Origin of the sequence: Pigmentiphaga aceris, from assembly GCF_008119665.1 — a bacterium.
Classification (GTDB): domain Bacteria; phylum Pseudomonadota; class Gammaproteobacteria; order Burkholderiales; family Burkholderiaceae_B; genus Pigmentiphaga; species Pigmentiphaga aceris.
In genome coordinates this window covers 6071624-6092760 of the sequence record NZ_CP043046.1, presented here as the reverse complement: position 1 = coordinate 6092760, position 21137 = coordinate 6071624, and the positions used below count along the sequence as shown (strand labels likewise).

The following is a 21137-nucleotide window of genomic DNA, read 5'->3' as shown; positions in this document are numbered from 1 at the left end:
ATTGAATGAATCCGAACGACGATAAACCGGTCATGACACCAGCGATGCTGGGGCTGGATATCGACAAGAATGGATTTGTGCATTATCAGGCGGCCCCGCTTGCACTGGCCCGGAAAGAAAAAGGGGTGCTGCAACTGCTGCTGCGGGATTGGCCGGCAATGGTGGCCAAGGCAAGTTTTGCCCGTGAGGTCTGGGCGGGCGAGATGTCCGACGAAAGCCTGGCGCGTTGCGTGACCTCGCTGCGTGCAGCGCTGAAAGGCATTGCAGGCATACAGATTCGCGCGATCTACGGACAGGGCTACCAATTGCAGATCGTGCCGCCGGCACTGTCGGTGCCCGGGCCGGTCACCGAGACGATCGCGCCACCGATTGCGTATTCACGCCTGCTCGATGCCGCGCGAATCGCCCCGGTGCATGCCGAAACCTTGATGCATGCGCGCACGCTGATTCAACGGCGCACCAACTCATCGCTGGAGCGTGCAGAAGCGCTGTTGCGCACCTTGATGACCCAGGCACCGGACTATGCGCCCGCAAAGATTGCTTTTGCAGAGTGTCTGGGTGGCCAGATGAGTTGCGGGTGGGGCCTGACCCCGGCCGATCTCGACAAAGGCCTGCGCCTGTTGGCAGACGTGGCAAAGCAGTCGCCACAGGCCGCTGGATTATGGTCGCAGACCGCCCATATGCTGGACGGGGCATGGCGCTTCAGTGAGGCCGACCGCCTGCATGCGCGGGCGCGACAAACCCAGGTTGACGATCCGTCCACGCATTACCACCTGGGTTGGCATATGCTGGCGCGCGGTCGTAGCGACGATGCCTTGCACGCGTTTCGTGATGCGCTGGCGCTGGCCCCGTTCTCGCCTGCGTTGGCGATCATGGTGGCGCGGGCCTATACCTTCCTGGATCAGCCAGACATGGCGCTGGTCTACGCCAACAAGGTATATGAAGAACACCCCGACAGTTCACAGGCCTATGTGTTCTGGCTGGTGTGCGAAGCAAGCGTGAACCCGCGCGCCGCGCTGATCGACCCCTTGCTGGACGTGAAACTGGACGCCTTGTCCTGGAGTTTTGCGCCACCCTCGGTGGCTTATGGCCTGGCGCTGTGTGGCGCAAGCGATGCGGCAGCGGCCTTGATCGCCCGCAGCGCCGGTGACAACCCGAGTGTGCGTGCCACCTATACCTCGACCCAGCTGTTGCTGGGCGAAACCGAAGACGCCCAGCAGCGGGTCGAAGCCGCAGCGGCACTGGGGGCGGGGTTCCTGCCGATCTTCCTGCACTCGCCGGGGAACCGCCGCCTGCGCGATCATCCACGCTATGCGGCGGTGCATGCAGCGGTGTTTCAGCACGCGCCGCCCCCGCTTCCTGCGATCTGACCCTGTCGTCAGGGTCAGGTTTCTACTATTAGAACTGGTAGTTGACGCTCAGCAGCACGCTGCGCGGTGCGCCCGGCATCGAGCTGGAACGCCAGTAGTCCTTGTCGAAGATGTTCGAGAAGGCCAGGGTGGCCGTCCACGGTGCCGCACGGTAGCCGATCAGCGCATCCCAGCGGGTGTAACCCGGCAGGCTCAGCGTGTTGGTGGCGTTCAGCCAGCGCGAGCTGCTGTAGGTCACGCCGACTTCGCCGTAGAAGTGGCCTTCCGGGGCGTAGCGCAGGAACAGATTGCCGTTGCGGCGACCGGTGTCTTGCAGTGCCTTGCCGTTCAGGGTGGGATTGCTGACGTCCTGGACCACTTCGGTGTCCATGAAACCGATACCGCCCCGGATGTACCACGACGGTGCCAGGCGACCGGCCGCGCTCAGTTCGACACCGCGTGCACGTTCCTTGCCGCGCAAGGCATAGGTGAACGGATCGTTGATCGGGTCGGGCTGGTAGCGGATGTTGTAGTGCTCAAGCTGGTAGACCGCCATCGTGGTCGACAGGCGACCATCCATCCATTCGCTCTTGATACCCGCTTCCAGCTGGCGCGATTGCTGCGGCTCGGCGTCATAAACCACGTTGGGATCGACGCTGACGCTCAGCATGCCGCGACCGCCATAGGGCGCGAAGCTTCTGCTATACGAGCCATACACGCTGTGCTCGATGGTGGGCTGCCAGACCACACCCACGCGCGGGCTGACGGTATTGCCCTGGTAGCTGCGGGTGGCGTTGGTCAGGCGGTTGGTGCTCTTGAACTCGAAGCGGTCATAACGCAGACCGGCCAGCACCTTCCACTGATCCGTGATGCTGATCAAGTCCTGCAGATACAGGGCCTGAGCGTTGGCTTCGTGCTTGTTGTGCTGGCTCGGTGCGCCTTGTGCCGCCTTGGGCGTCCAGCCGCCCGGTGCGAACGGGTTGATGTACGAATTGGTATTGGCGGTCGAGAACAGACGCGGGTGACGCACTTCGTCGGTGTATTCGACGCCGACCAAGGTGTCGTGACGCAGCGGGCCGGTGTCGAACTTGCCGGTCAGGTCCAGCGTCTGGGTGTTGGTCTTGTTCTCGGTCTGCTGCCAGGCATAGCTCTGACGCAGCAAGCCGCGATACGTGCACGCTGCATTGGTAGACGTGCGGCCATTGGCATTGCAATACGTGCCGGCGAAGAAGTGGTCGAAATCCTGGCTGGCTTCGCGGTGGGTAGCAACCCAGCGCAGCGACCATTTGTCGTTGAAGTCGTAGCTCAGGTCCGAGCGCAGCACGCGCAGGCGGTCTTCGACGTAGTCGTCGGGGTGCGCAAAGCCGGTGCGCACCGACACGCCAGCTGGCAGGTTGTCGTAGGACGGGCCGCGGTCCGGCACGCGCCAGACGTTGTCGTAGGTGTACTGACCAACCCAGCGCAAGCCCTTGTGGTTGTCGTAGGCAATGCTGGGCGAGACCATTTCATTGCGATTGCGAATGCCGCTGCGGAAGCTGTCGGCCTGTTCGCGATCGACCGTCAGGCGCACCGCCACGTCGGGCGTGATCACCTTGTTCAGGTCGAAGGTGCCGCCGTAGTTGTGCCACGACCCCGCGCGCAGCGTGGCGCTGCTCTTGGTGTCGAAGTTGGCACGCTTGCTGATCAGGTTGACGATGCCGCCGCCTGCGCTGCGGCCGTACAGGACAGAGGCCGGGCCCTTCAGGACTTCAATGCGTTCCACGTTGGCGGTACTGCGTCGCACCTGACCGCTTTCGCGCACACCGTCACGGTAGATGTCGCCCGAGTCGGCGCTGAAACCGCGAATCATCACGCCTTCACCGCGCATGTCGTAGGACGTCGTCACGCCGGGCACGCCGTCGAGCATGATGCTCAGGTCGTTGATGCCATAGCTTTTGTATTTGTTGACGTCCAGCGTGTCGATGGTCTGCGGAATGTCACGCGCCGCCATCTTGGTCTTGGTCGCCGTGGAAATCGATTCCGGGCGAACGTCGTTGGGATCGTAGTCAGAAGTGACTTCAACGGTACCAAGAGTGCTGACCGAGGACTGATCCTGGGCTGCCGTGATGCCTGTGCTGGCCAGAACAGCGGTGGCAGCGGCAATAGCGGCGTGGGTGCGACGCGGGTGACGAATCATGGGGGTATCTGTAGAACGCGGGGTCAATGCAGAAATGTTGTGAAACAAAGCTGCTAAAAATTTTCGCAATCTTACAGAGAATGATTCGCATTGCCGATACGAATTAAGCAATTATTAAGCAGATGTCGGTGTAACGCGACACATTTGTTGCGGGTGACACGCGCATTCCCAGCGAAATAAAGGGAAAACCCTTGGTTTCGCTGGCGACGCGCATGTTTACTCACTGGTTGACCGGCCGACCTGGAGTGCCTGAAGCGCGTCGTACAAGCCCTGGGCCGCATCGGCTACACGATCCAGGCTTTGTTCACGCAGTGCGCTCAGGTCAACCGAGCGGTTGCTGCGCAAACCTGCCCAGGCCAGCAGTGCCTGGCACGCGTCGGGATGGTCGAATGCGCCATGCAGGTAAGTGCCCAGCACGGCATCGTCTTCCGACACTGCACCTTCCGGGCGGCCTTCGATGGTGAAGACGGGGCGTTTCAGCGCCGCGCCGGTCGAATCGCCCAAGTGGATTTCGTAGCCCTGGACTGCTGCGCTTTCCGGCGCGCCGGGAAAGACGCAGCGCCCGCTGACCTGAGCCAGTCGCTTGTCTGCCTGCATGACGGTTTCCAGGGCCAGCAAGCCCAGTCCCTGGGTGCTGCCTGCGGGGCCTTCAGAACCATCAGGGTCGTGCACGACACTGCCCAGCATCTGGAATCCGCCGCAGATGCCGATCAGTTTGCCGCCGTATCGCAGGTGTTTCTGCAGGGCCGGTTCCCAGCCCTGTGCCCGCAGCCACGCCAGGTCAGCCCGGGTGTTTTTGCTGCCCGGCAATATCACCAGGTCGGCAGGCGGGATCGGCCGGCCCGGGCCGATGAATTCCAGGGTGACGTCCGGGTGCGCGCGCAGCGCATCGAAATCGGTGTGATTGCTGATGCGCGGTACCGCCGGCACGATGATGCGAAACGCACCGCCCGACTGTGATGACTGAATGGCATCTTCAGCATCCAGATGCAGCCCGTGCAGGTAGGGCAAAACGGCCAGCACCGGTTTGCCGGTGCGTGCTTCCAGCCAGTCCAGCCCGGGTTCCAGCAGGCTGATGTCGCCCCGGAAGCGGTTGATCACAAAGCCTACGATGCGGGCGCGCTCGCTTTCCGACAGACAGTCGAGCGTACCGCTTAAATGCGCGAACACACCGCCACGATCGATGTCGGCAACCAGCACCACCGGGCAATCCACCGCTTCCGCAAAGCCCATGTTGGCGATGTCACGCGCGCGCAGATTGATTTCGGCCGGGCTGCCCGCGCCTTCCACCAGCACCATCTGATATTGGCTGCGCAGCCGTGCGTAGGATGCCAGCACCGCGCCCATCGCCTCGGTCTTGTAGCGGTGATAGTCGCGCGCGTTCATGTCGGCGCGCACCTTGCCGTGAATGATGACTTGCGCACCGGTGTCACTCGACGGTTTCAGCAGCACCGGATTCATGTCGGTGTGCGCCGGGATGCCGGCCGCAATTGCCTGCAAAGCCTGCGCCCGGCCGATCTCGCCGCCGTCGACCGTGACCGCGCTGTTGAGCGCCATGTTCTGCGGCTTGAAGGGGACGACCGGGATGCCTGCACGGGCGTAGAGCCGGCACAGGGCGGCGACCACCGTGCTCTTGCCTGCGTCGGACGTGCAACCCTGGATCATCAAGGTGTGCATGGCCGGGAAGTGGCGGGTAGACTCGCCGTGATAGCGGGCGTTGGCAGCTGGGTCGATCATGGTGCCAAGCGCGGGGGACTCAAAATCCCCTGCGGCATTTGCTGCGGTGGTCGTTGCTGTCCTTGCTGTATCCCCTGCCGCCGTATTGATCGCTGAATTCATCGCCACACTCATTGCGCAGGACGACGCGCACGCGCCGTTTCCAGTTTTTCGCACAGCTGCGCTGTGCCTTCAACAATGCGCGGCCCGGCGCGCAGAATCAGGTCGGGCACGATGTCGAACAGGTTGTCGCGCTTGGTCGCCAACAGCGTCGGATACTGCTGCCAGACCTGCGGCCCGGTACCACTGCGGCCTTCGCGCGCGCCTGCAATCACGGCCTCGGGGTCGGCGGCCAGCACCGCTTCCACACTGACGGTGGGTGCGGTCGCCGGCAAGGCCGCAAAGATGTTCACACCGCCACACACGCCCAGCGCGTCGTTCAGAATGTGCGTGCGATTCAAGGTGTACAGCGGCTGGTCCCATACTTGGTAGAACAGGCGCACCGGCGGCCGGTCACGGTACTTGGCGGACAGCTCGGCAATGCGTGCACGGAAGGCTTGGGCAGCGGGTTTGGCAACGGCATCCGTGCCCATCATGCGGCCGACTTTTTCGATGGAATTGGCCACGTCTTCCAGTGTGTGCGGTTCGCTGTAGAACAGCGGAATGCCCAGCTTGCGCAGCGGTTCCAGGTGGCTTTCGGCATTGCCGTGACGCCACGCGATCATCACGTCGGGCCGCATGGCGATGATGCGCTCGATATCCAGCGCACGGTTGTCCCCGATCTGCGGAATATCGCGCGCGGCAGGCGGAAAATCGGCGTGCGCCACGGTGCCGACAATGCGCTCGCCACCGCCTGCGGCAAAGATCAGTTCGACCACATGCGGGGCGAGCGCGATGATGCGCTTGGCCTCGTGCGGCAGCTCGATGCGCGTGCCTTGGTCGTCGTGGACGACAACCGCTTGTGCCACCGTCTGTGCAAACGCGTAGCTGCCGCTCAGAAACAGGATGGTTGCCGCCGCAATCGACCGAACACGTCCGTGCATTGTGGAAAACCTCATCAGCCGCCGCCAAAAATCGCCAAAAAATAAAAAAGTCCGCTCCGCGGACAGAACAACACCGGCATGCCTAGGCCCCAATCTGAAAACCCGCCAGGGAGAGATCGAGTCTTGCCCAATCTGACTTGGCCGCCGGCAGGCCCCAGCGCAATCCGCGCGCAGCATTTGGAAAGAGCCGCACCCAGATATGGTGCCGAGCCAAGTGTTCATGCAAGGCCGTCGGTACCGGGGCGGCGCACCACTGGAACAAGTCCGTGCCGCTGGTAGCGGGCAGATATTGCGCAAGCAGTTGGCGCAGTCGCAGGCCGTCATCGGCCAGGCGCGCGCGCATGTCACGTTGCCATGCATCATCAGACAGCGCGGCCACGCCGACCTGCTGAGCCGGGCCACTGATGGCCCACGGTCCCAGCAACGCGGCCAGGCGTTCCAGCACAACGGGCACAGCGCCCACGAACCCCAACCGCAGTCCCGCAAGACCAAAGAATTTGCCCACGGAACGCAATACGATCAGCCCCGGCTGCTGACAATGCGCAGCCACGCTCAGCGCCGGTTCCATGTCACCGAAGGCCTCATCGACGACCAGCCAGCCATTGCGTGATGCGAGCCGTTGCGACCATGCCAACAGCAGGTCAGGCGTCGTTCGATGACCGGTCGGATTGTTGGGATTGCAGATCACCAGCACATCGCAATGATCGATGTGTATGTCGATATCTGCTGGCGAAATTTCGGTCACGGCGTGAGCCGCCTCCCGCCAGCGCAGCGCATGTTCCGCGTAGGTGGGCGAGACGATCGCGACCCGGCTGTGCGCGCGCAATCGGGGCAGCGCCTGAATGGCGGCTTGCGTGCCAGCAACGGGCAGCAAGACGGGCGCGCGGTAGTAGGCGCACGCAGCGTCGACCAGCCGCGCATCGGGTTCTGGCAAGCGATGCCAGGCGTCGGCTGCGATCGGCGGGGCAGGGTAGGCGTGCGGATTGATGCCGGTGGACAAGTCCATCCAGTCGGCGGGGTCGCCGCCGTACTGCGCGATGGCTTGGCGCAGGTTGCCGCCGTGCGTGACGACGCCAGTGCCGGTGATTTCTGAGATGTCTGTTGCCGGACTTGTCTTGGCTCCGGTGCCTGAATTCTCGGTATTGATTCGATGTGCCGTCACCGGGCCACTCCCGGAATATTTGCAGGCGTATCGGTGCGTGGCGTGGCTGGCGACACGGGGGCTTGGGGCGTGGTCGGTGTAGTCGGTGTGTTTGGCGCAGCGGTATTTTGCTGGTCTGTTTTCAGTGATTCCGTCGTTGTTGTCGCCGGTGCCGCGCGCTTGTTTGCCGCCGTCTCTTGCATGGTGCCCGCGAACAACAGCAAGGCCACCCACAAGACCGCGCCGCGCCACACCAATCGCCATGCGCGGCCCAGGTCTTCACGCTTGGCGGGTTCTCCCATGCCCAGCGGGGGGCGCACTTCCGGCACCCCGTCGTAGGTCGCCTCACGACCCAGCGCCAGGCCCAAGGCACCTGCGCCTGCGGCCATCACCGGACCGGCATTCGGGCTCGGCCACGCGGGTGCCTGACTACGCCAGCATTGCCACGCCAGCCGCCGATTACCCAACAACGCATAGCTGCACGCGGTCAGCCGCGCGGGAATCCAATTCAGTACGTCGTCGATACGCGCAGCGGCCCAACCGAAGTGGTTGAAGCGCGGATTGCGATAACCCCACATTGCATCAAGCGTGTTCGCCAAGCGGAACAGCAAAGCACCTGGGCCTCCCGCCACCGCAAACCAGAACAGCGTGCCGAATACCGCATCATTGCCGTTCTCCAGCAGTGATTCGACACCTGCCTTGGCAAGGTCGGATTCCGATGCATCCGCAGTGTCCCGGCTGACGATGTAGCTGGTCAGTTTGCGGGCAGTGGCAAGGTCACCATCGCGCAAGGCGGTTGAGATTGGTTTGGTGTGATCGCGCAGACTGCGCAAGCCCAGGCAGGCGTACAGCAAGACCACGTGCAGAATCAGCGTGGGGATCAGAAAACGGGCGGTGGTGGGCTCTGCCAACAGTTCACGCAATGCAGTGATTGGCACAGCGGCGGCCAGTGCTGTCAGCCCAAGCTGCGTCTGCAACCAGACCAGCGCCACACAAGGCAGCGCAACGATTGGCAAGACTGCCAAGCACCATGCCAGCACACCCGCCGGGCGTCCCGCGCCGGGTTCCTGGTTGGTGCGGGGCTGGCTTGCCGCCTGCGCGGCACCCTGGTTCAGACGACGCTCAATCGCGTTGGCCAAGTTGCCGAAGCCCACCAGGGGATGCCAGCGACGCGGCTCGCCCAACAGCATGTCGAGCGCGATGCCCGCCAGTGCCAGCAGGCCCAGCCACGCAAACGGAATGCCGCTCAACATGCCGCACCTTTCAGCACCAACGGCAAACCTGCCACCGTCAGTACCGCATGATCGCAACGCGCAGCGATCTCCTGATTCAGCCAGCCTGCCTGATCGACAAAGGCGCGCGAGATAGCCCCCATGGGCACAATCGACAGGCCCACTTCGTTGGCCACCATGATCAGATCGCCTTGCGGATGCGACAGCACTTCAAGCAGCGCGGCGCGTTCCGCGTGCAGTCGCAAGGGCAGGTCCAGCGTGCCGATTTCCGGGTAGACCCGGCCGTCGGAAAACAGCAGATTGCTCAACCATACCGTCAGACAATCGACCAGCACTACGCGTGTGGGACTGCTCCATTTCTGGATCGCATCGGCCAATGCAAGCGGGGTCTCGACGGTGATCCAGGCATCAGGCCGACGGCGTCTGTGCAGCAAGATACGCGCGCGCATTTCCTCGTCGCCGGCTTGCGCGGTGGCAATGTAGACAACTTCTTTTCCCGTCTTGGCCGCCACGCTTTCGGCATGACGGCTCTTGCCCGAGCGCGCGCCGCCCAGCACTAGCGTGATGGTCATGGGTTTGCCTTGTGGTTGGTAATCGCGTCAGGCATCGCATGTGTCGTCATGGTCATTGGCATGGTCAGGTCCGCGCCCAGCAGCGCCGCAATGGCGTGGGGCTGCGAGGGGAAATACGCGTGGAAATACGAGGCGTGCAATGCCCCACGCAGATAGACGGCTTCGCCCGCACTGCCATCGCGCTGGCGCGTGGTGTGCGCATGGGGCACAAGCGATGTATCGAAGCGCGAGTAATGGAAGGTGTGCCCGCGCACGTGGCCGTGCGCAGTCGGCAGCGACTGCATGCCAAGGCCGGCCAGCTTGGTTTGCATACGTACTGTACCCGTCAGCACACCGGCCATCGGCCAGGACACACCCTGCGCGTCGACAAGCATATCGGCCAAGGCCATCATGCCGCCGCACTCAGCCAGAATCGGCATGCCTGCGGCATCGGCCTCGCGAATCGATGCACGCCAAGCGTGTGCGTCGGCAAGTGTTTCGGCATGCAGTTCAGGGTAGCCGCCCGGCAGGTAGACCGCATCGGCGTTGGCGGGAATGGCATCATCGGCCAACGGCGAAAAGAAGACGATGTCGGCACCGAGTGCATGCAGACAATCGATGTTGGCGGGGTACACAAACGCAAAGGCAGCATCGCGCGCAATGGCGATGGTTTTGCCTGTTAGCAATGCTGAATGCTGGTTCGAGTGCCGATCTTCCGCTGCGTCGAACTGCAGCAACGGCCAGTTATCCACCCCATCACGCAGTACCAGCGCATCAGCCAGCGTATCCAATAAGGCATCAAGATCGGCCACCTCGTCGGCCTGCACCAAGCCAAGATGTCGCTCGGGCAAGCTTGCGGTCTGGCGGGGCAGGGTGGCGACCAGGGCCACGTCGCGCAGCGACTCCGCAACCATCGTGGCGTGCCCACTGCTGGCCACCCGATTGGCGATCACGCCCAGCACCTTACACGGCCCGTAGTCCCGCAGTCCGCACACCACTGCACCCACGGTCTGTGCCATTGCACTGGCATCGACCACCAGCAGCACCGGCAGGCCGAAGGCACGCGCCAGGTCTGCGGACGACGGCTTGCCGTCGTACAAGCCCATCACGCCTTCGACCAGGATCACGTCGGCATCGCGTGCCGCATCCGCCAGCCGTTGCCGACTTGCTTCAACCCCGACCATCCACAGATCCAGCGGATGCACGGGTGCGCCACTGGCGCGCGCCAGCAGCATCGGATCAAGAAAATCCGGCCCGGTCTTGAACACCCGCACACGCTTGCCTTCACGCACCAGGCGGCGCGCCAAGGCAGCGGTGACGGTGGTTTTTCCCTGCCCGGATGCGATGGCCGAAATCAGCACCGCGCGGCAGGTGGAAGCGGGGCGGGTCAGACTCACATCGCCAGTGCCAATTTGGGCACCAGCGTTGGTTGTGGCTTCAGTATCGGCGTCAGTACCGGCTTCTGCGCCGGACTCAACACCAGCATCCCCCACCCGCCCCGCCCCGATCACCACTCGACGCCTGCCTGCGCGGCAATGCCCGCAGCAAACGCGTGCTTCACCGGCTGCATGTCGGTCACGGTATCGCCGGCCTCGATCATCTCTGGCGGCGCGCCCCGGCCGGTGACAACCGCGTGCTGCATCGGCGGCCGTGCCTTCAGATCGGCCACCACCTTGTTCACGTCCAGGTACTTGTACTTCAGCGCGATGTTCAGCTCGTCCAGCACCACCAGGCCATACGCCGGGTCGGTCAGGAAGACCATGGCCTGCGCCCAGGCGGCTTCGGCCCGTTCAACGTCGCGGCTGCGGTCCTGGGTCTCCCAGGTGTAGCCCTCGCCCATGGCGTGGAAGCTGACGTCATCGGGGAAACGGCGGAAGAACATCTCTTCACCGCTGGGCTTGCCGCCCTTGATGAATTGCACCACGCCAACCTTCATGCCGTGGCCCAGTGCGCGCGTGACCATGCCAAAGGCGCTGGAGCTTTTGCCTTTGCCATTGCCAATGTGCACCAGCAATACGCCAGCGTCGCGTTTGGCGTCGGCAATCTTCGCGTCAACCACTTCCTTCTTGCGCTGCATGCGCACGCGATGGCGTTCGTCGCGCGCGGCGTCATCACTGGGTGTGGCATCGGAAGGCGTCGAGTCGTTGGGGTCGCGGTCTGCGGTGTCCTGGCTCATCAGGGAGTCTCCGAAGGAATGAATAAAGTGCGGCCGCGATGCGGCACGGCCTCGACCGCATGGCCAAGGCATGCGCCCAGCGCATCTGCCGTCATCGTGGTGGCACAAGGCCCGGCGAGCCAGTCACTGTCTTGCATCAGCAGCAGCGCATGCGTTGCCACGCGTGCCGCCAGGTTCAGATCGTGGCTCACCATCACAATGGTTTTACCGCGTTCACGCGTCAGCCGTTCAAGCAGGGCCATCAGCGACATCTGGTGTGCGAGGTCCAGCGCATTGGCCGGTTCGTCCAACAGCATCAGTGGCGTGTCCTGCACCAGCAAAGCGGCGATGGCGACTCGTTGTCGTTCGCCGCCCGACAGCGTGCGCACGTCGCGTGCCGCCAGGTCGTCAACGTGCAGATCACGCAGTGCCTGCATCGCGGCGGCATGGTCGGCGTCGCCATCCCAGAAGCCCGCCGAGGGCTGCGCATAACGCGCGGCCAGTACCATGTCGATGGCGCGATATCCGAAGCTGTCGCTGCGCCCTTGCGACAGATAACCGCAGTGCCGTGCGCGCTCGATCAAGGACCAATCCGCCAAGGCGCGGCCCGCCAGTTCAACGTGCCCAGCCTGGGGCGCGACCAGCCCTGCCAGCGCACGCAGCAAGGTGCTTTTGCCCGCACCATTACGGCCGATCAGCGCCCAGCACTGGCCGGGGCCGATGTGCCAGTCGAGCGCGCGCAGCAGTACGCGTTCGCCAATCGCCAGCGATAAGCCGTGCGCGCGCATCATCGCTGCACCTTCCGGATATGACGCAATTGCAGCAGGAAGGCGGGCACGCCGATCAGCGCGGTAATCACCCCTACCGGCAACTGCATGGGGGCCACGATGCTGCGCGCCGCGGTGTCGGCCAACACCAGGAAAGTACCGCCAGCCAAGGCGCTGGCGGGAATCAACAGACGATGATCGGGACCGAGTGCAAAACGACATGCATGCGGAACGATCAAGCCCAGAAAACCGATGCTGCCGGCCGTGGTGACGGCACTCGCGGTCAGGCCCGCTGCGCACAGAAACAGCAGCACCCGCAGGCGGGGCACATTCACGCCCAGCGACACCGCATGGTCCGACACCATCGCGATCAGGTTGATGGCGCGAGCGCGTGCCATGCACAGCACCAGTGCCAGCACCACTGCCACCCACGGCAACCAGCGCGCCTGTGCGCCCGACAGGTCACCGATCAGCCAGAACACCATGCCGCGCAGCCGGCCTTCCGGTGCGACCGACAACATCAGCGTGACCAGCGCGCCGCAGCCAGATGCCAGCACCACACCGGTCAACAACAGCAAGGGCGCGCCTCCGGCCGGGCCGGCACGAAAGTCGTCGCGCGCCAGCGCGAACAACAGCAGTGTGGCGATTGCCGCACCCGCAAAGGCGGCCAGGTCGACGTGCCACGATGTCAGCGCAAACAGCATGGCCGCCAGTGCGCCTACCGATGCGCCACCAGAGACGCCCAGCACGTAAGGATCGGCAAGGGGATTGCGCAGCAGGGCCTGCAGCAGCAGGCCAGCCAAGGCGAGCGATGCGCCCGTGGCCATCGCAGAAAGCGCGCGGGTCACCCGAAGGTCGACCAGCGTGCCGAAAAGCGTAGCGGGGGTGCCCATTGCATCGTGCAGGGCAGGCCACCAATCGCGCGGGGCGATGGCAACCGATCCCACTGCCGCCGCCACCACCAGACTGGCGAATGCGGCCAACAGCAGAACGCCCAGGATCGCCAGCGCCCGCCTGGGCGACACCATGGAGGCAGAGGGCTTGCGGCGGGAAGACAAAGCGATCAAGGGCGGACTCGGACGAAGGGTCAAGGCAGTGCGAGGCCGCACTGCCTGCAGCCGACGGCCGCAATCACTCCGGACGATAGACCAGATTGAAGAACACGTTCGAGCCCGGGGTGTTGTAGCCGCGTGCCAGTTCGTAGTCCTTGTTGGCCACGTTGTTCCAGCGTACCTGTGCCTGGATCTCGCGCGTGACGTCATACGCCACACGCAGGTTCAGCAGCGTGTAGCCACCCAGACGCGTGGTGTTGGCCAGATTGTCGTAGCGATGGCCCGATGCGAACAGTTCGGCACCGATCAATGCCTTGCCAATGCGGTGCTCGGCGTCCAGACGCAGGATCTGTTCTGCACGGCGTGCCAGCTGGTTGCCGGTCTTGGCATCGTGCGCGTCTTGCAGGTCCAGCGATGCGCGCAAGTTTGTCGCACCGAACTGCTGGCCGGCCGTCAGCGTCACGCCTTCCAGCACGGCGCGGTCGACGTTGTAGGCGCAGCCGAAGGCGTAGCCGGGGAACGGGCAGGGGGTCAGCGAGCTGATCAGGTTGCGGACCTTGTTGCGGTACACGGTCACGCCGGCATCGGTGCCGCCGTCACGGTAGCGCAAGCCGGCTTCCAGATTGCGCGAACGCTCGGGCAGCACGGCAGGCTGTCCGTAGCCCGGGAAGTACAGCTCGTTGAACGACGGGGCGCGGAAGCCGGTGCCGGCCGCACCGGTAACTTGCAGCACGCGGTTGATGTCATAGCCATAGGACACGTTGCCCGAGGTCTTGCCACCGTACTGCGAGCTGTCGTCGTGACGCAGGCTGATCTGGGTGTGGTGCGGGCCGAAGTCGCCGCGATACACGCCCGTCACCGAGTTGGTGCGACGCGAGCCGGGCGCGCTGGCCAGGTAGGACGAGCTGCTGACCACTTCGTTCAGGTGCTCGGCCGCGATGCTCAGGTTCTGGCCGGGCGCAAACGCCAGGTCGTTCTGCCACGAAATCTGCTGCTGGCGCGTGTTGAACACGCTGGTGGTCGCCGAGATATCACGCGACTTGTCGGTGGTTTCGCCGTAACGCAGGCGGCTGGTCCACAGGTCGGTGATCTTGTTGGTGCTGGTCAGCGCCAGGCCTTCGACACGCGAAATGGTGCGGTCATCGGCACGCGGGCGCGAGTCGTACTGGCCATGCAGATACGAATGGAAGAAGGTGGCTTCCAGCTTCTGGCCGGGCTTCCAGTTCAGACCGATATTGCCGTTGATGGCGTCGAGCGTATAGCCGTCGTCATCCGGGTTGTAGGACGAACCGATCGGACGACGCGAGCTGAAACCGTCGCTGGTGGCGTGCGATGCCTGGAAACCGTAGGTCAGGATGCCGTCGTTGCCCGACACACCTGCCGTCAGCTTGCGGGTGTTGTAGCTGCCTGCACCAATCGAGCCGTTGACGGCGAAGGGCGCGTTGGTAGCCCCCTTCTTGGTGATGACATTGATCACGCCGCCGATGGCGTCCGCGCCGTACAGGCTGCTGGCTGCGCCACGGATGATCTCGATGCGCTCGATGCTGCTGGCCGGGATCGCATTGAAGGATGCGCCGCCTGCGGTGGCCGAGCCGATGCGCTGGCCGTCGAGCAGTACCAGGGTCTGGGCATTGCTTGCACCGCGCAGGAACACCGAGGTCGAATTGTGCGGGCCGCCATTGGCGACGATTTCCACGCCGTGTTCGCGGCGCAGCACTTCCGCCAGGCTGCTTTGACCGGCTGCGCCAAGCGTCTCGCTGTCGATGACACTGACGTCGCCAAGCGTGTCGGCCAGCAGTTGTTCACCGCGTGCAGCGGTCACGACGACGGGGCCCAGCACGGTGGCTGAAGAAGAGGCATTGGCGGTGGTCTGCGCGCTGGCACCGGAGGCGGCCAGCAAGGCGACGGCAGCGCCGATCAGGGAGCGTTGAAAGTACGAAGACATGAAATTCAGGGAGCCTCGAAAGACGTGCTACCCCGCACGTCCGATGTCGGTCGGAACACGCGGCGGCCAGGCAGCATCGTGCGGACCGTCTGGACGACGTCGGCAAGGCTGTCTTCGACCGGCTGCCCATCCGCAGCGCGTTCCCTCATACGGCCGGGGGTCGGCCGCAGAACTGGCCGGTATCCGGGCTGGCATCCATGCGTCCGACCGCCTTCCCACAGCCCGTGGGCCGCAGTGGCGTACTGATCGGAGACGTGTCCCGGCCAAGGCCTGGGACGGATGCTTACCGTTGCGGGGGCAGCACAGGTTAAGGCGAGCGCCTATCCTGTTTCCCGTTTAACGCCTGGGTCAGAGTTCCAGGCGCACCAATTCGGGCGCTACTCTATCACCGCCCTCGGGGGAAGCCGAAGCAATAAGGCCGTGATGATGCGTGTTCCCAACGGATGCGCGCTGAATAAGCTGATGACGATCCGTTGGGTGCTTGGTTTGAGCTGGTGGCGGAAGTCTGAAATTCCTGCCTGGACGTTCAAGCGGTGTAGTCGCCGTTGGCCTCGGGTTGATAGACCAGTTCCACCACTTCCAGCTCGCGTGCGCGACCCGTCGGCCCCGCGACCGCAATGCGCTGGCCGGGCTGCGCGCCCAACAACTGGGTGCCCAGCGGCGACAGCACCGACAAACGACCATGGCCCGCATCGGCTTCCTGCGGATAGACCAGCGTCAATGTATCGCTGGCCCCGGTGGCAGCGTCTTTCACCACAAAGCGCGAGCTCATGGTGATGATGTCCGCAGGGATGTCCTGCGAGGCCACCAGATCGGCATCGTCGAGTACCGCAAGCAAGGCGTCATTGATGGCAGAGCGGGTGCCAGAGGCATTGACGCCGATGAGGTTGCTGATGCGGACGTGGTCGAGTTCGGTCAGCGTGATGAATTCCGGACGAGGTGTGGACATGCGCACTCCAATGAGAAAGTGAGTTGGCGCTGCGCGCACATGCGCGCATAGCGGACCTGTGCGTGGCCCGGCGATCGTGATGGTTCAAGCAGAGGGGGGAGGATCGCCGGGCTCAGTCGTGGAACTGAAGCGCGAGCTTTCGGCTCGTCCAGGCGAGTGCCAACGCACCGTCGGTCCGCAGGGGACGGCAGTGCATGGAGGCGACGCAGCGCAGGGCTGCGAGAGGCAAGGGGAGGGACATGACGGGCTCAGGATAGCCCATATCGGAGAACGGGTCTTTCGTCTGCCGGGCGTTCGCTGAAACGAGTCAGGCGTTCGCTGATTGGGGTGCCACGGTGTGACGCGACGCGACTGTTCAGCGGGGTGAGGTTGAAGGTCGGTCAGGCGTTGATCCAGGGTCGATCAGACCTCGGCCAGCCAAGCTTCCAGATCGGCCAGGACCGCAGCAGCAATGTCCGGGCTTTCATTGAAAATCTCGTGATACGCCCGGTCGTACCAGCGCAAGGCAAGCCGTCCCGGGGTTGCCGCATCGGCAAAACGTCGGCTGCCCGTGGCATCGACGATGCCGTCGCTGCCTGCCACCATCAACAAGGTGCGGTGCTGCAAGGTAGCCGCCTGCGCAATCGCCGCCTTGCCGCCATCTTCGATGGCTTTGGCCAGCCGGCCGGAAATCCGGTCGTGCACCAGCAGGTCTTCCCGATAGGCGTCGATCACCGACTGTTCGTGCGACAGCTTGCTGGTATCCAGGCCATTGCTGGCGCGCAAGTTCGGTGCCCAGTTCACCACCGCGTCCAGCAGCATGTGCTGCCAGCGGCTCATGCGCAGCGCAAAGGCCGGCGACGACAGCACCACGCCAGCCAGCGGCACGCGGTTGCGCAAGGCAACCTGGGTTGCCACCAGCCCGCCCAGGCTGTGGCCAAGCAACACGGGTGCGGTGCCAAGTTCATCGGCAAACTGCTCGATGCGGAACTCGGCATCTTCCACCAGTGTGTCGGCGCTGCGCACCACGCCGCGCTTGCCCGACGAGCGGCCGTGGCCGCGATGGTCGTGCGACGCCACTGTCCAGCCCCGGATCGCCAGCCATTGGCCCAGCGTGTCATAGCGTCCTGCGTGTTCGCCCAGTCCGTGCAGCAAGTAAATGCCGCGCCCGGCCGCAGGCGCAGTGGGCGTCCACCGATAGGTCGCCAACTGGCCTTGGTCTGGCGTACTCACCATCGAAATCGGCGACAATGCAGGGCTCCGCGGGGCAAATGGGAATTCGCGATTGTCGCCCAAGGCGACAGGCGGATCGCCGTGGCACGGTGTAACGGGTTGTACTGCGGCACACAATCTTTCTCTGTCAACGCCGCGTATTCGCCGGACAATCCCACCCCATCTTCCGCTAGTTTCAAGACTGCCATGCAAAACATTGTGCATGGCGAAAGGGTCGCCAAGTCTGACGCTACTATCCCCCCTTGAACTGGGGAGCAACATGGCGAAAGACATCGTCGGGATGGAGTTCGATTGGTTCGCGGTGGACAAGGATGGCAACGTTGCGCTTTTTGCCACTGCGGGTGCCGGGCCAGTTCCTGAGCAGGTCTTTGCCAGCCTGGCGCAACATGATGAACTGGCGGAACACATTCCTGTGGCGGGATGGGGCTCAAGCCAGGTCTGGAACAGCTTTGCGCAGGCGGGCCTTTTCGCTTACGACTGGCGCGACGCCATCAAGGCCTACGTCCGTGTGGCCGAACCCACTCAGCAGTTAGGTTCGTCCTTAGCGGAACGGCTTCGCGCGTCGAGCCTGCCACGGCTTGCCGTATCGTTCCCGTTGGAACATGAGGTTCGCCTGCCTGTGGAACCAATTGCATAACCAGACGGCACCACCCGATCGCACCACTTGATCGCACGACCTGCTCGCACAATCAGCCACACCGTTCTCTCATTTTTCGACACCTTCCAGACAGCCATGCAAAACAATCTGCGCGGCGCATTGATCCTCTCGGCCCTGCTTCTGCTGGGCGGATGCTTCCCCAAATACGACTGGCGCGACATGCCGGCAGCGGGCGACGCCGTGCGCATTACCTACCCCGGCAAACCGCAGGAAGAGTCCCGCGACGTCATGGTTGCCGGCCTGACCTTGCCCATGACGATGAAGGTCGCGCGGGTGGACCGCACCATGTTTGCGGTGGTGCATGTGGACTTGCCCGAAGCCGTGGTGGCGAATCCTTCCGAGCGCGATCGTGTGGTCGCTGCCTTTGAAGAAATCTTCCAGCGCAACCTGCAAGGCACCGTCACCGCACGTCGCCCGGTCACGCTGCGTCAATCCAGCAACGACACCCGCAAACTGACACACGCCAGCGAAGTGGAAGTGCGCGGCAAGGTGCGCGACAGCGCGTCGTGGTTGCTGGGACGGGTGTACTTGCTGGATCGCCGGCTGATCGAAGTCGTGGCCCTTGGCCCGGCTGACGAGTTGACCGAAGAGGTCGCCAAGACCTTCGTGCAGTCCATGAGGGCCGATTGATGCAAAGTGATTTCGCCTGTCGTGACGGCTGTGGCGCGTGCTGTATTGCCCCCTCGATCTCCAGCCCCATTCCCGGCATGCCCAATGGCAAGCCGGCGGGTGTGCGTTGTATTCAGCTGGACGATCAACAGCGCTGCAAGATCTTCGGCCACCCTGACCGCCCGGTTGTGTGCGGTTCCTTGCCGCCCAGCGAAATGATGTGTGGCGACAATCGCGAACAGGCCTTGCGGTGGTTGGGGTGGCTGGAAGAGGAAACCCAGCCGGGTTCATCCAGCCATTGAGATCCGGCTGCAAGCAATCCCGCTACCGGTAATCCAGACATTAATAAACTCCTAACGTTTTTGAATTTCAATTCGCCCACGAATTGATGCCAAAAACTGGAGCGCGAGCGCTACCGCGCACGCCACATCGGTTATTTATCTGGAGCCGCACGTGTATTTCCCCCATGTTCCCCGTCTTGCCGCCATTGCGTTGCTAGCCGCCACGGCTAGCGGCTGCGCATCCTGGTCAACCAGCTCGGTCGATGGCGTGCGCAGGCCTGCTGCCAGGCCCGCCACCTTGCCTGCCGAGGTGGTGCTGTCGGAGAGTGACATGGCGGATCGCAAGTACCTCAGGCTCGGGGACATTACCGTCACCGTGAACAAGACCAGTGCCTTCAATGCCACGCCCACGCGCGAGATGGTCAACGTCAAACTTCAGGAGAAAGGCGCTGAACTGGGGGCGGACGCGGTGATCTTCGTGCGATACGGCGACCTCGACTTCAGCATGTTCAGCTGGGGGACCCTGGAAGGCAAGGGTCGTGCGATCAAGTTCGTGCCTTAAATCGTTCCACGTCCTGGAAAAACCGGGCGACCTCATGTTTGTCGCCCGATAGGTGTCCAGCTAGGTCAGACCGTGCGCAAGCGTATCGGGGTCCAGATCCCCGCGTTTCAGCGGTCTTGACATACGCCAGCACGGCATCGATGGCCCGTCCGTCGACGGCATTCCGACTGGCCCGGCTTGCTTTTCAAGCACGCAATACATGGGTGGGTTCCGCAGTCGCGCATGGCGATGACGGACCCATTGTCCTGTCATCTGTCCCGTCATCTGTCCCGCCGTCCGTCTGCTGGCTTACCGCAGCATTGACGCTTTGGCGCATTGTGTTCCCTCTTGCTGACCTCGTCAGTCGCGCTGCCTGTGCCTGCAGCCGGCTCGGCTGGTGTCTGCAAATGCTCGTTCATTGTCCGTTTTCCTTATTCAAGGATTCACCATGAACATCAACACCAGCCGCCGCCACCTGATGCTGGCTGCCGTCTTTGGCAGCACCATGCTTGCCGCCACCCCCGCCATGGCGCAGACGCAAGAGGTCAAGATCGGTTTCGCCGGCCCGATGACCGGCCCCCAGGCCCACTATGGTGAAGAGATGCAGAACGGCATCTTGCTGGCCTTGAAGGAGGCCAACGAGAAGCAGATCAAGATCGGCGGCAAGCCGGCCAAGTTTGTGCTGGTCACGCGTGACGACCAGGCCGATCCGCGCATGGGTGTGCAGGTGGCACAGCAACTGGTCGATGCGCATATCAGCGGCATGCTGGGGCACTTCAATTCCGGCACCTCGATTCCGGCGGCACGTGTGTACAACGAAGCCGGCATTCCGCAAGTTTCGATGGCGACCGCACCGGAATTCACCAAGCTTGGCTACAACACGGCCTTCCGCATGATGACCAACGACGTGCAGCAGGGCGCGGCGGTGGGTGGCTTCATCGTGAACAAGCTGGGTGCCAAGACCGTGGCGGTCATCGACGATCGCACTGCCTACGGGCAAGGTCTGGCCGACGAGCTGCAACGTGCGGTGGAAGCGGCTGGTGGCAAGGTCGTGCGCCGGGAATACACCACCGACAAGGCAACGGATTTCGCCGCCATTCTGACCAACATCCGCAGTGCTGCACCTGCCGCGATCTTCTTCGGTGGCTCGGATGCGCAGTCGGCGCCGCTGAAGCGTCAGCTGGTGGCGCTGGGCATCACCGCGCCGCTGCTGTCGGGTGAAATGACCCGCAGCGAGACCTTCCTGAAGGTGGCTGGCCCGGCTGCCGAAGGCACTTACGCATCGCTGGCCGGCGTGCCGATCTCGACGCTGTCGGGTGGCAAGGGCTTCGAGGACAAGTACAAGGCGCAGTTCAAGAAGGACATGGGCGTGTATTCGCCTTACGCCTACGACGGCGCGTGGAACCTGATCACCGCCATGGAAAAGGCGGGCTCGGACGAGCCGGAAAAGTACCTGCCCGAGCTGGCCAAGCTGGAGCGCAAGGGTCTGACCAGCGACAATATCGCGTATGAGAAAACCGGTGACCTGAAGGAAGTGGCCGTGACCATCTATCAGGTCAAGGGCGGCAAGTGGGAGCAGGTCGAGACGGTGGTCAGCAAGGCTGGCAAGTAAGGTAGCAAACCCGCTTCAACCAAGCGCACAAAAAAAACCACGCACATCGGCAATCGCCCGAGTGCGTGGGAGCGGCGCATCGTAACCATCGTCCCGGTCGGAGGGGCCGGTCGACGGAGTGAGTGCGCCCTTGAAACAAGCCGGCCAA

At 63.5% G+C, this 21137-nt stretch carries 19 protein-coding genes and 1 riboswitch; of the genes, 6 read left to right on the top strand and 13 right to left on the bottom strand.

What is annotated here, in order from left to right:
* The first annotated feature begins 5 nt into the window (after window positions 1-5).
* Window positions 6-1370: a winged helix-turn-helix domain-containing protein gene (locus FXN63_RS26350; protein WP_148818643.1), complete on the top strand. Its 1365-nt coding sequence runs from the start codon at window positions 6-8 to the stop codon at window positions 1368-1370.
* A gap of 28 nt (window positions 1371-1398) precedes the next feature.
* On the opposite strand, the gene FXN63_RS26345 is transcribed toward FXN63_RS26350, so the two are convergent.
* The 13 genes from FXN63_RS26345 to FXN63_RS26285 form a co-directional block, all read right to left on the bottom strand.
* Window positions 1399-3525, bottom strand: a complete 2127-nt coding sequence (locus tag FXN63_RS26345) for a TonB-dependent receptor (protein WP_148818641.1) — start codon at window positions 3523-3525, stop codon at window positions 1399-1401.
* Window positions 3526-3741: 216 nt separating this feature from the next.
* Window positions 3742-5190: a cobyric acid synthase gene (locus FXN63_RS26340; RefSeq protein ID WP_148819866.1), complete on the bottom strand. Its 1449-nt coding sequence runs from the start codon at window positions 5188-5190 to the stop codon at window positions 3742-3744.
* 182 nt (window positions 5191-5372) lie between these two features.
* On the bottom strand, window positions 5373-6284 hold the full coding sequence (locus tag FXN63_RS26335; RefSeq protein ID WP_148818639.1) for a cobalamin-binding protein: 912 nt from the start codon (window positions 6282-6284) through the stop codon (window positions 5373-5375).
* Between the two features lie 82 nt (window positions 6285-6366).
* Window positions 6367-7446 carry a threonine-phosphate decarboxylase CobD gene (gene cobD, locus FXN63_RS26330; protein ID WP_187395264.1) on the bottom strand — a complete coding sequence of 360 codons (1080 nt, stop codon included), beginning with the start codon at window positions 7444-7446 and terminating at the stop codon, window positions 6367-6369.
* Window positions 7443-8678: an adenosylcobinamide-phosphate synthase CbiB gene (gene cbiB / locus FXN63_RS26325; protein ID WP_148818634.1), complete on the bottom strand. Its 1236-nt coding sequence runs from the start codon at window positions 8676-8678 to the stop codon at window positions 7443-7445. The genes cobD and cbiB overlap by 4 nt, the downstream gene beginning before the upstream one ends.
* Window positions 8672-9229, bottom strand: a complete 558-nt coding sequence (cobU, locus tag FXN63_RS26320) for a bifunctional adenosylcobinamide kinase/adenosylcobinamide-phosphate guanylyltransferase (protein ID WP_148818632.1) — start codon at window positions 9227-9229, stop codon at window positions 8672-8674. Before cobU ends, cbiB begins: the two co-directional genes overlap by 7 nt.
* Complete coding sequence (locus tag FXN63_RS26315) at window positions 9226-10605, bottom strand: cobyrinic acid a,c-diamide synthase CobB (protein WP_148818630.1); 1380 nt, start codon at window positions 10603-10605, stop codon at window positions 9226-9228. Before FXN63_RS26315 ends, cobU begins: the two co-directional genes overlap by 4 nt.
* Before the next feature lie 110 nt (window positions 10606-10715).
* Window positions 10716-11384: a cob(I)yrinic acid a,c-diamide adenosyltransferase gene (gene cobO / locus FXN63_RS26310; RefSeq protein WP_148818628.1), complete on the bottom strand. Its 669-nt coding sequence runs from the start codon at window positions 11382-11384 to the stop codon at window positions 10716-10718.
* Window positions 11384-12154, bottom strand: a complete 771-nt coding sequence (locus FXN63_RS26305; RefSeq protein WP_148818625.1) for an ABC transporter ATP-binding protein — start codon at window positions 12152-12154, stop codon at window positions 11384-11386. The genes cobO and FXN63_RS26305 overlap by 1 nt, the downstream gene beginning before the upstream one ends.
* Window positions 12151-13158 carry a FecCD family ABC transporter permease gene (locus tag FXN63_RS26300; protein WP_148819863.1) on the bottom strand — a complete coding sequence of 336 codons (1008 nt, stop codon included), beginning with the start codon at window positions 13156-13158 and terminating at the stop codon, window positions 12151-12153. Before FXN63_RS26300 ends, FXN63_RS26305 begins: the two co-directional genes overlap by 4 nt.
* Before the next feature lie 103 nt (window positions 13159-13261).
* Window positions 13262-15127 carry a TonB-dependent receptor domain-containing protein gene (locus tag FXN63_RS26295; RefSeq protein WP_148818623.1) on the bottom strand — a complete coding sequence of 622 codons (1866 nt, stop codon included), beginning with the start codon at window positions 15125-15127 and terminating at the stop codon, window positions 13262-13264.
* 157 nt (window positions 15128-15284) lie between these two features.
* A riboswitch (cobalamin riboswitch) is annotated at window positions 15285-15512 on the bottom strand.
* Between the two features lie 141 nt (window positions 15513-15653).
* On the bottom strand, window positions 15654-16076 hold the full coding sequence (gene rnk / locus FXN63_RS26290; protein ID WP_148818621.1) for a nucleoside diphosphate kinase regulator: 423 nt from the start codon (window positions 16074-16076) through the stop codon (window positions 15654-15656).
* Window positions 16077-16478: 402 nt separating this feature from the next.
* A complete protein-coding gene (locus FXN63_RS26285) occupies window positions 16479-17306 on the bottom strand; it encodes an alpha/beta hydrolase (RefSeq protein WP_246164977.1) in 828 nt (275 codons plus the stop codon).
* A gap of 241 nt (window positions 17307-17547) precedes the next feature.
* On the opposite strand from FXN63_RS26285, the gene FXN63_RS26280 reads away from it, so the two are divergent.
* The 5 genes from FXN63_RS26280 (at window position 17548) to FXN63_RS26260 (ending at window position 20989) form a co-directional block, all read left to right on the top strand.
* Complete coding sequence (locus FXN63_RS26280; RefSeq protein ID WP_148818619.1) at window positions 17548-17925, top strand: hypothetical protein; 378 nt, start codon at window positions 17548-17550, stop codon at window positions 17923-17925.
* Window positions 17926-18021: 96 nt separating this feature from the next.
* Window positions 18022-18576 (top strand): hypothetical protein, encoded by a 555-nt coding sequence (locus tag FXN63_RS26275; protein WP_148818617.1) that lies wholly within the window; start codon window positions 18022-18024, stop codon window positions 18574-18576.
* Complete coding sequence (locus FXN63_RS26270; RefSeq protein ID WP_148818615.1) at window positions 18576-18857, top strand: YkgJ family cysteine cluster protein; 282 nt, start codon at window positions 18576-18578, stop codon at window positions 18855-18857. The genes FXN63_RS26275 and FXN63_RS26270 overlap by 1 nt, the downstream gene beginning before the upstream one ends.
* A 151-nt stretch (window positions 18858-19008) precedes the next feature.
* Window positions 19009-19398, top strand: a complete 390-nt coding sequence (locus tag FXN63_RS26265) for a hypothetical protein (protein WP_148818613.1) — start codon at window positions 19009-19011, stop codon at window positions 19396-19398.
* A gap of 484 nt (window positions 19399-19882) precedes the next feature.
* Window positions 19883-20989, top strand: a complete 1107-nt coding sequence (locus tag FXN63_RS26260) for a branched-chain amino acid ABC transporter substrate-binding protein (protein WP_425468755.1) — start codon at window positions 19883-19885, stop codon at window positions 20987-20989.
* The last annotated feature ends 148 nt before the right edge of the window (window positions 20990-21137 follow it).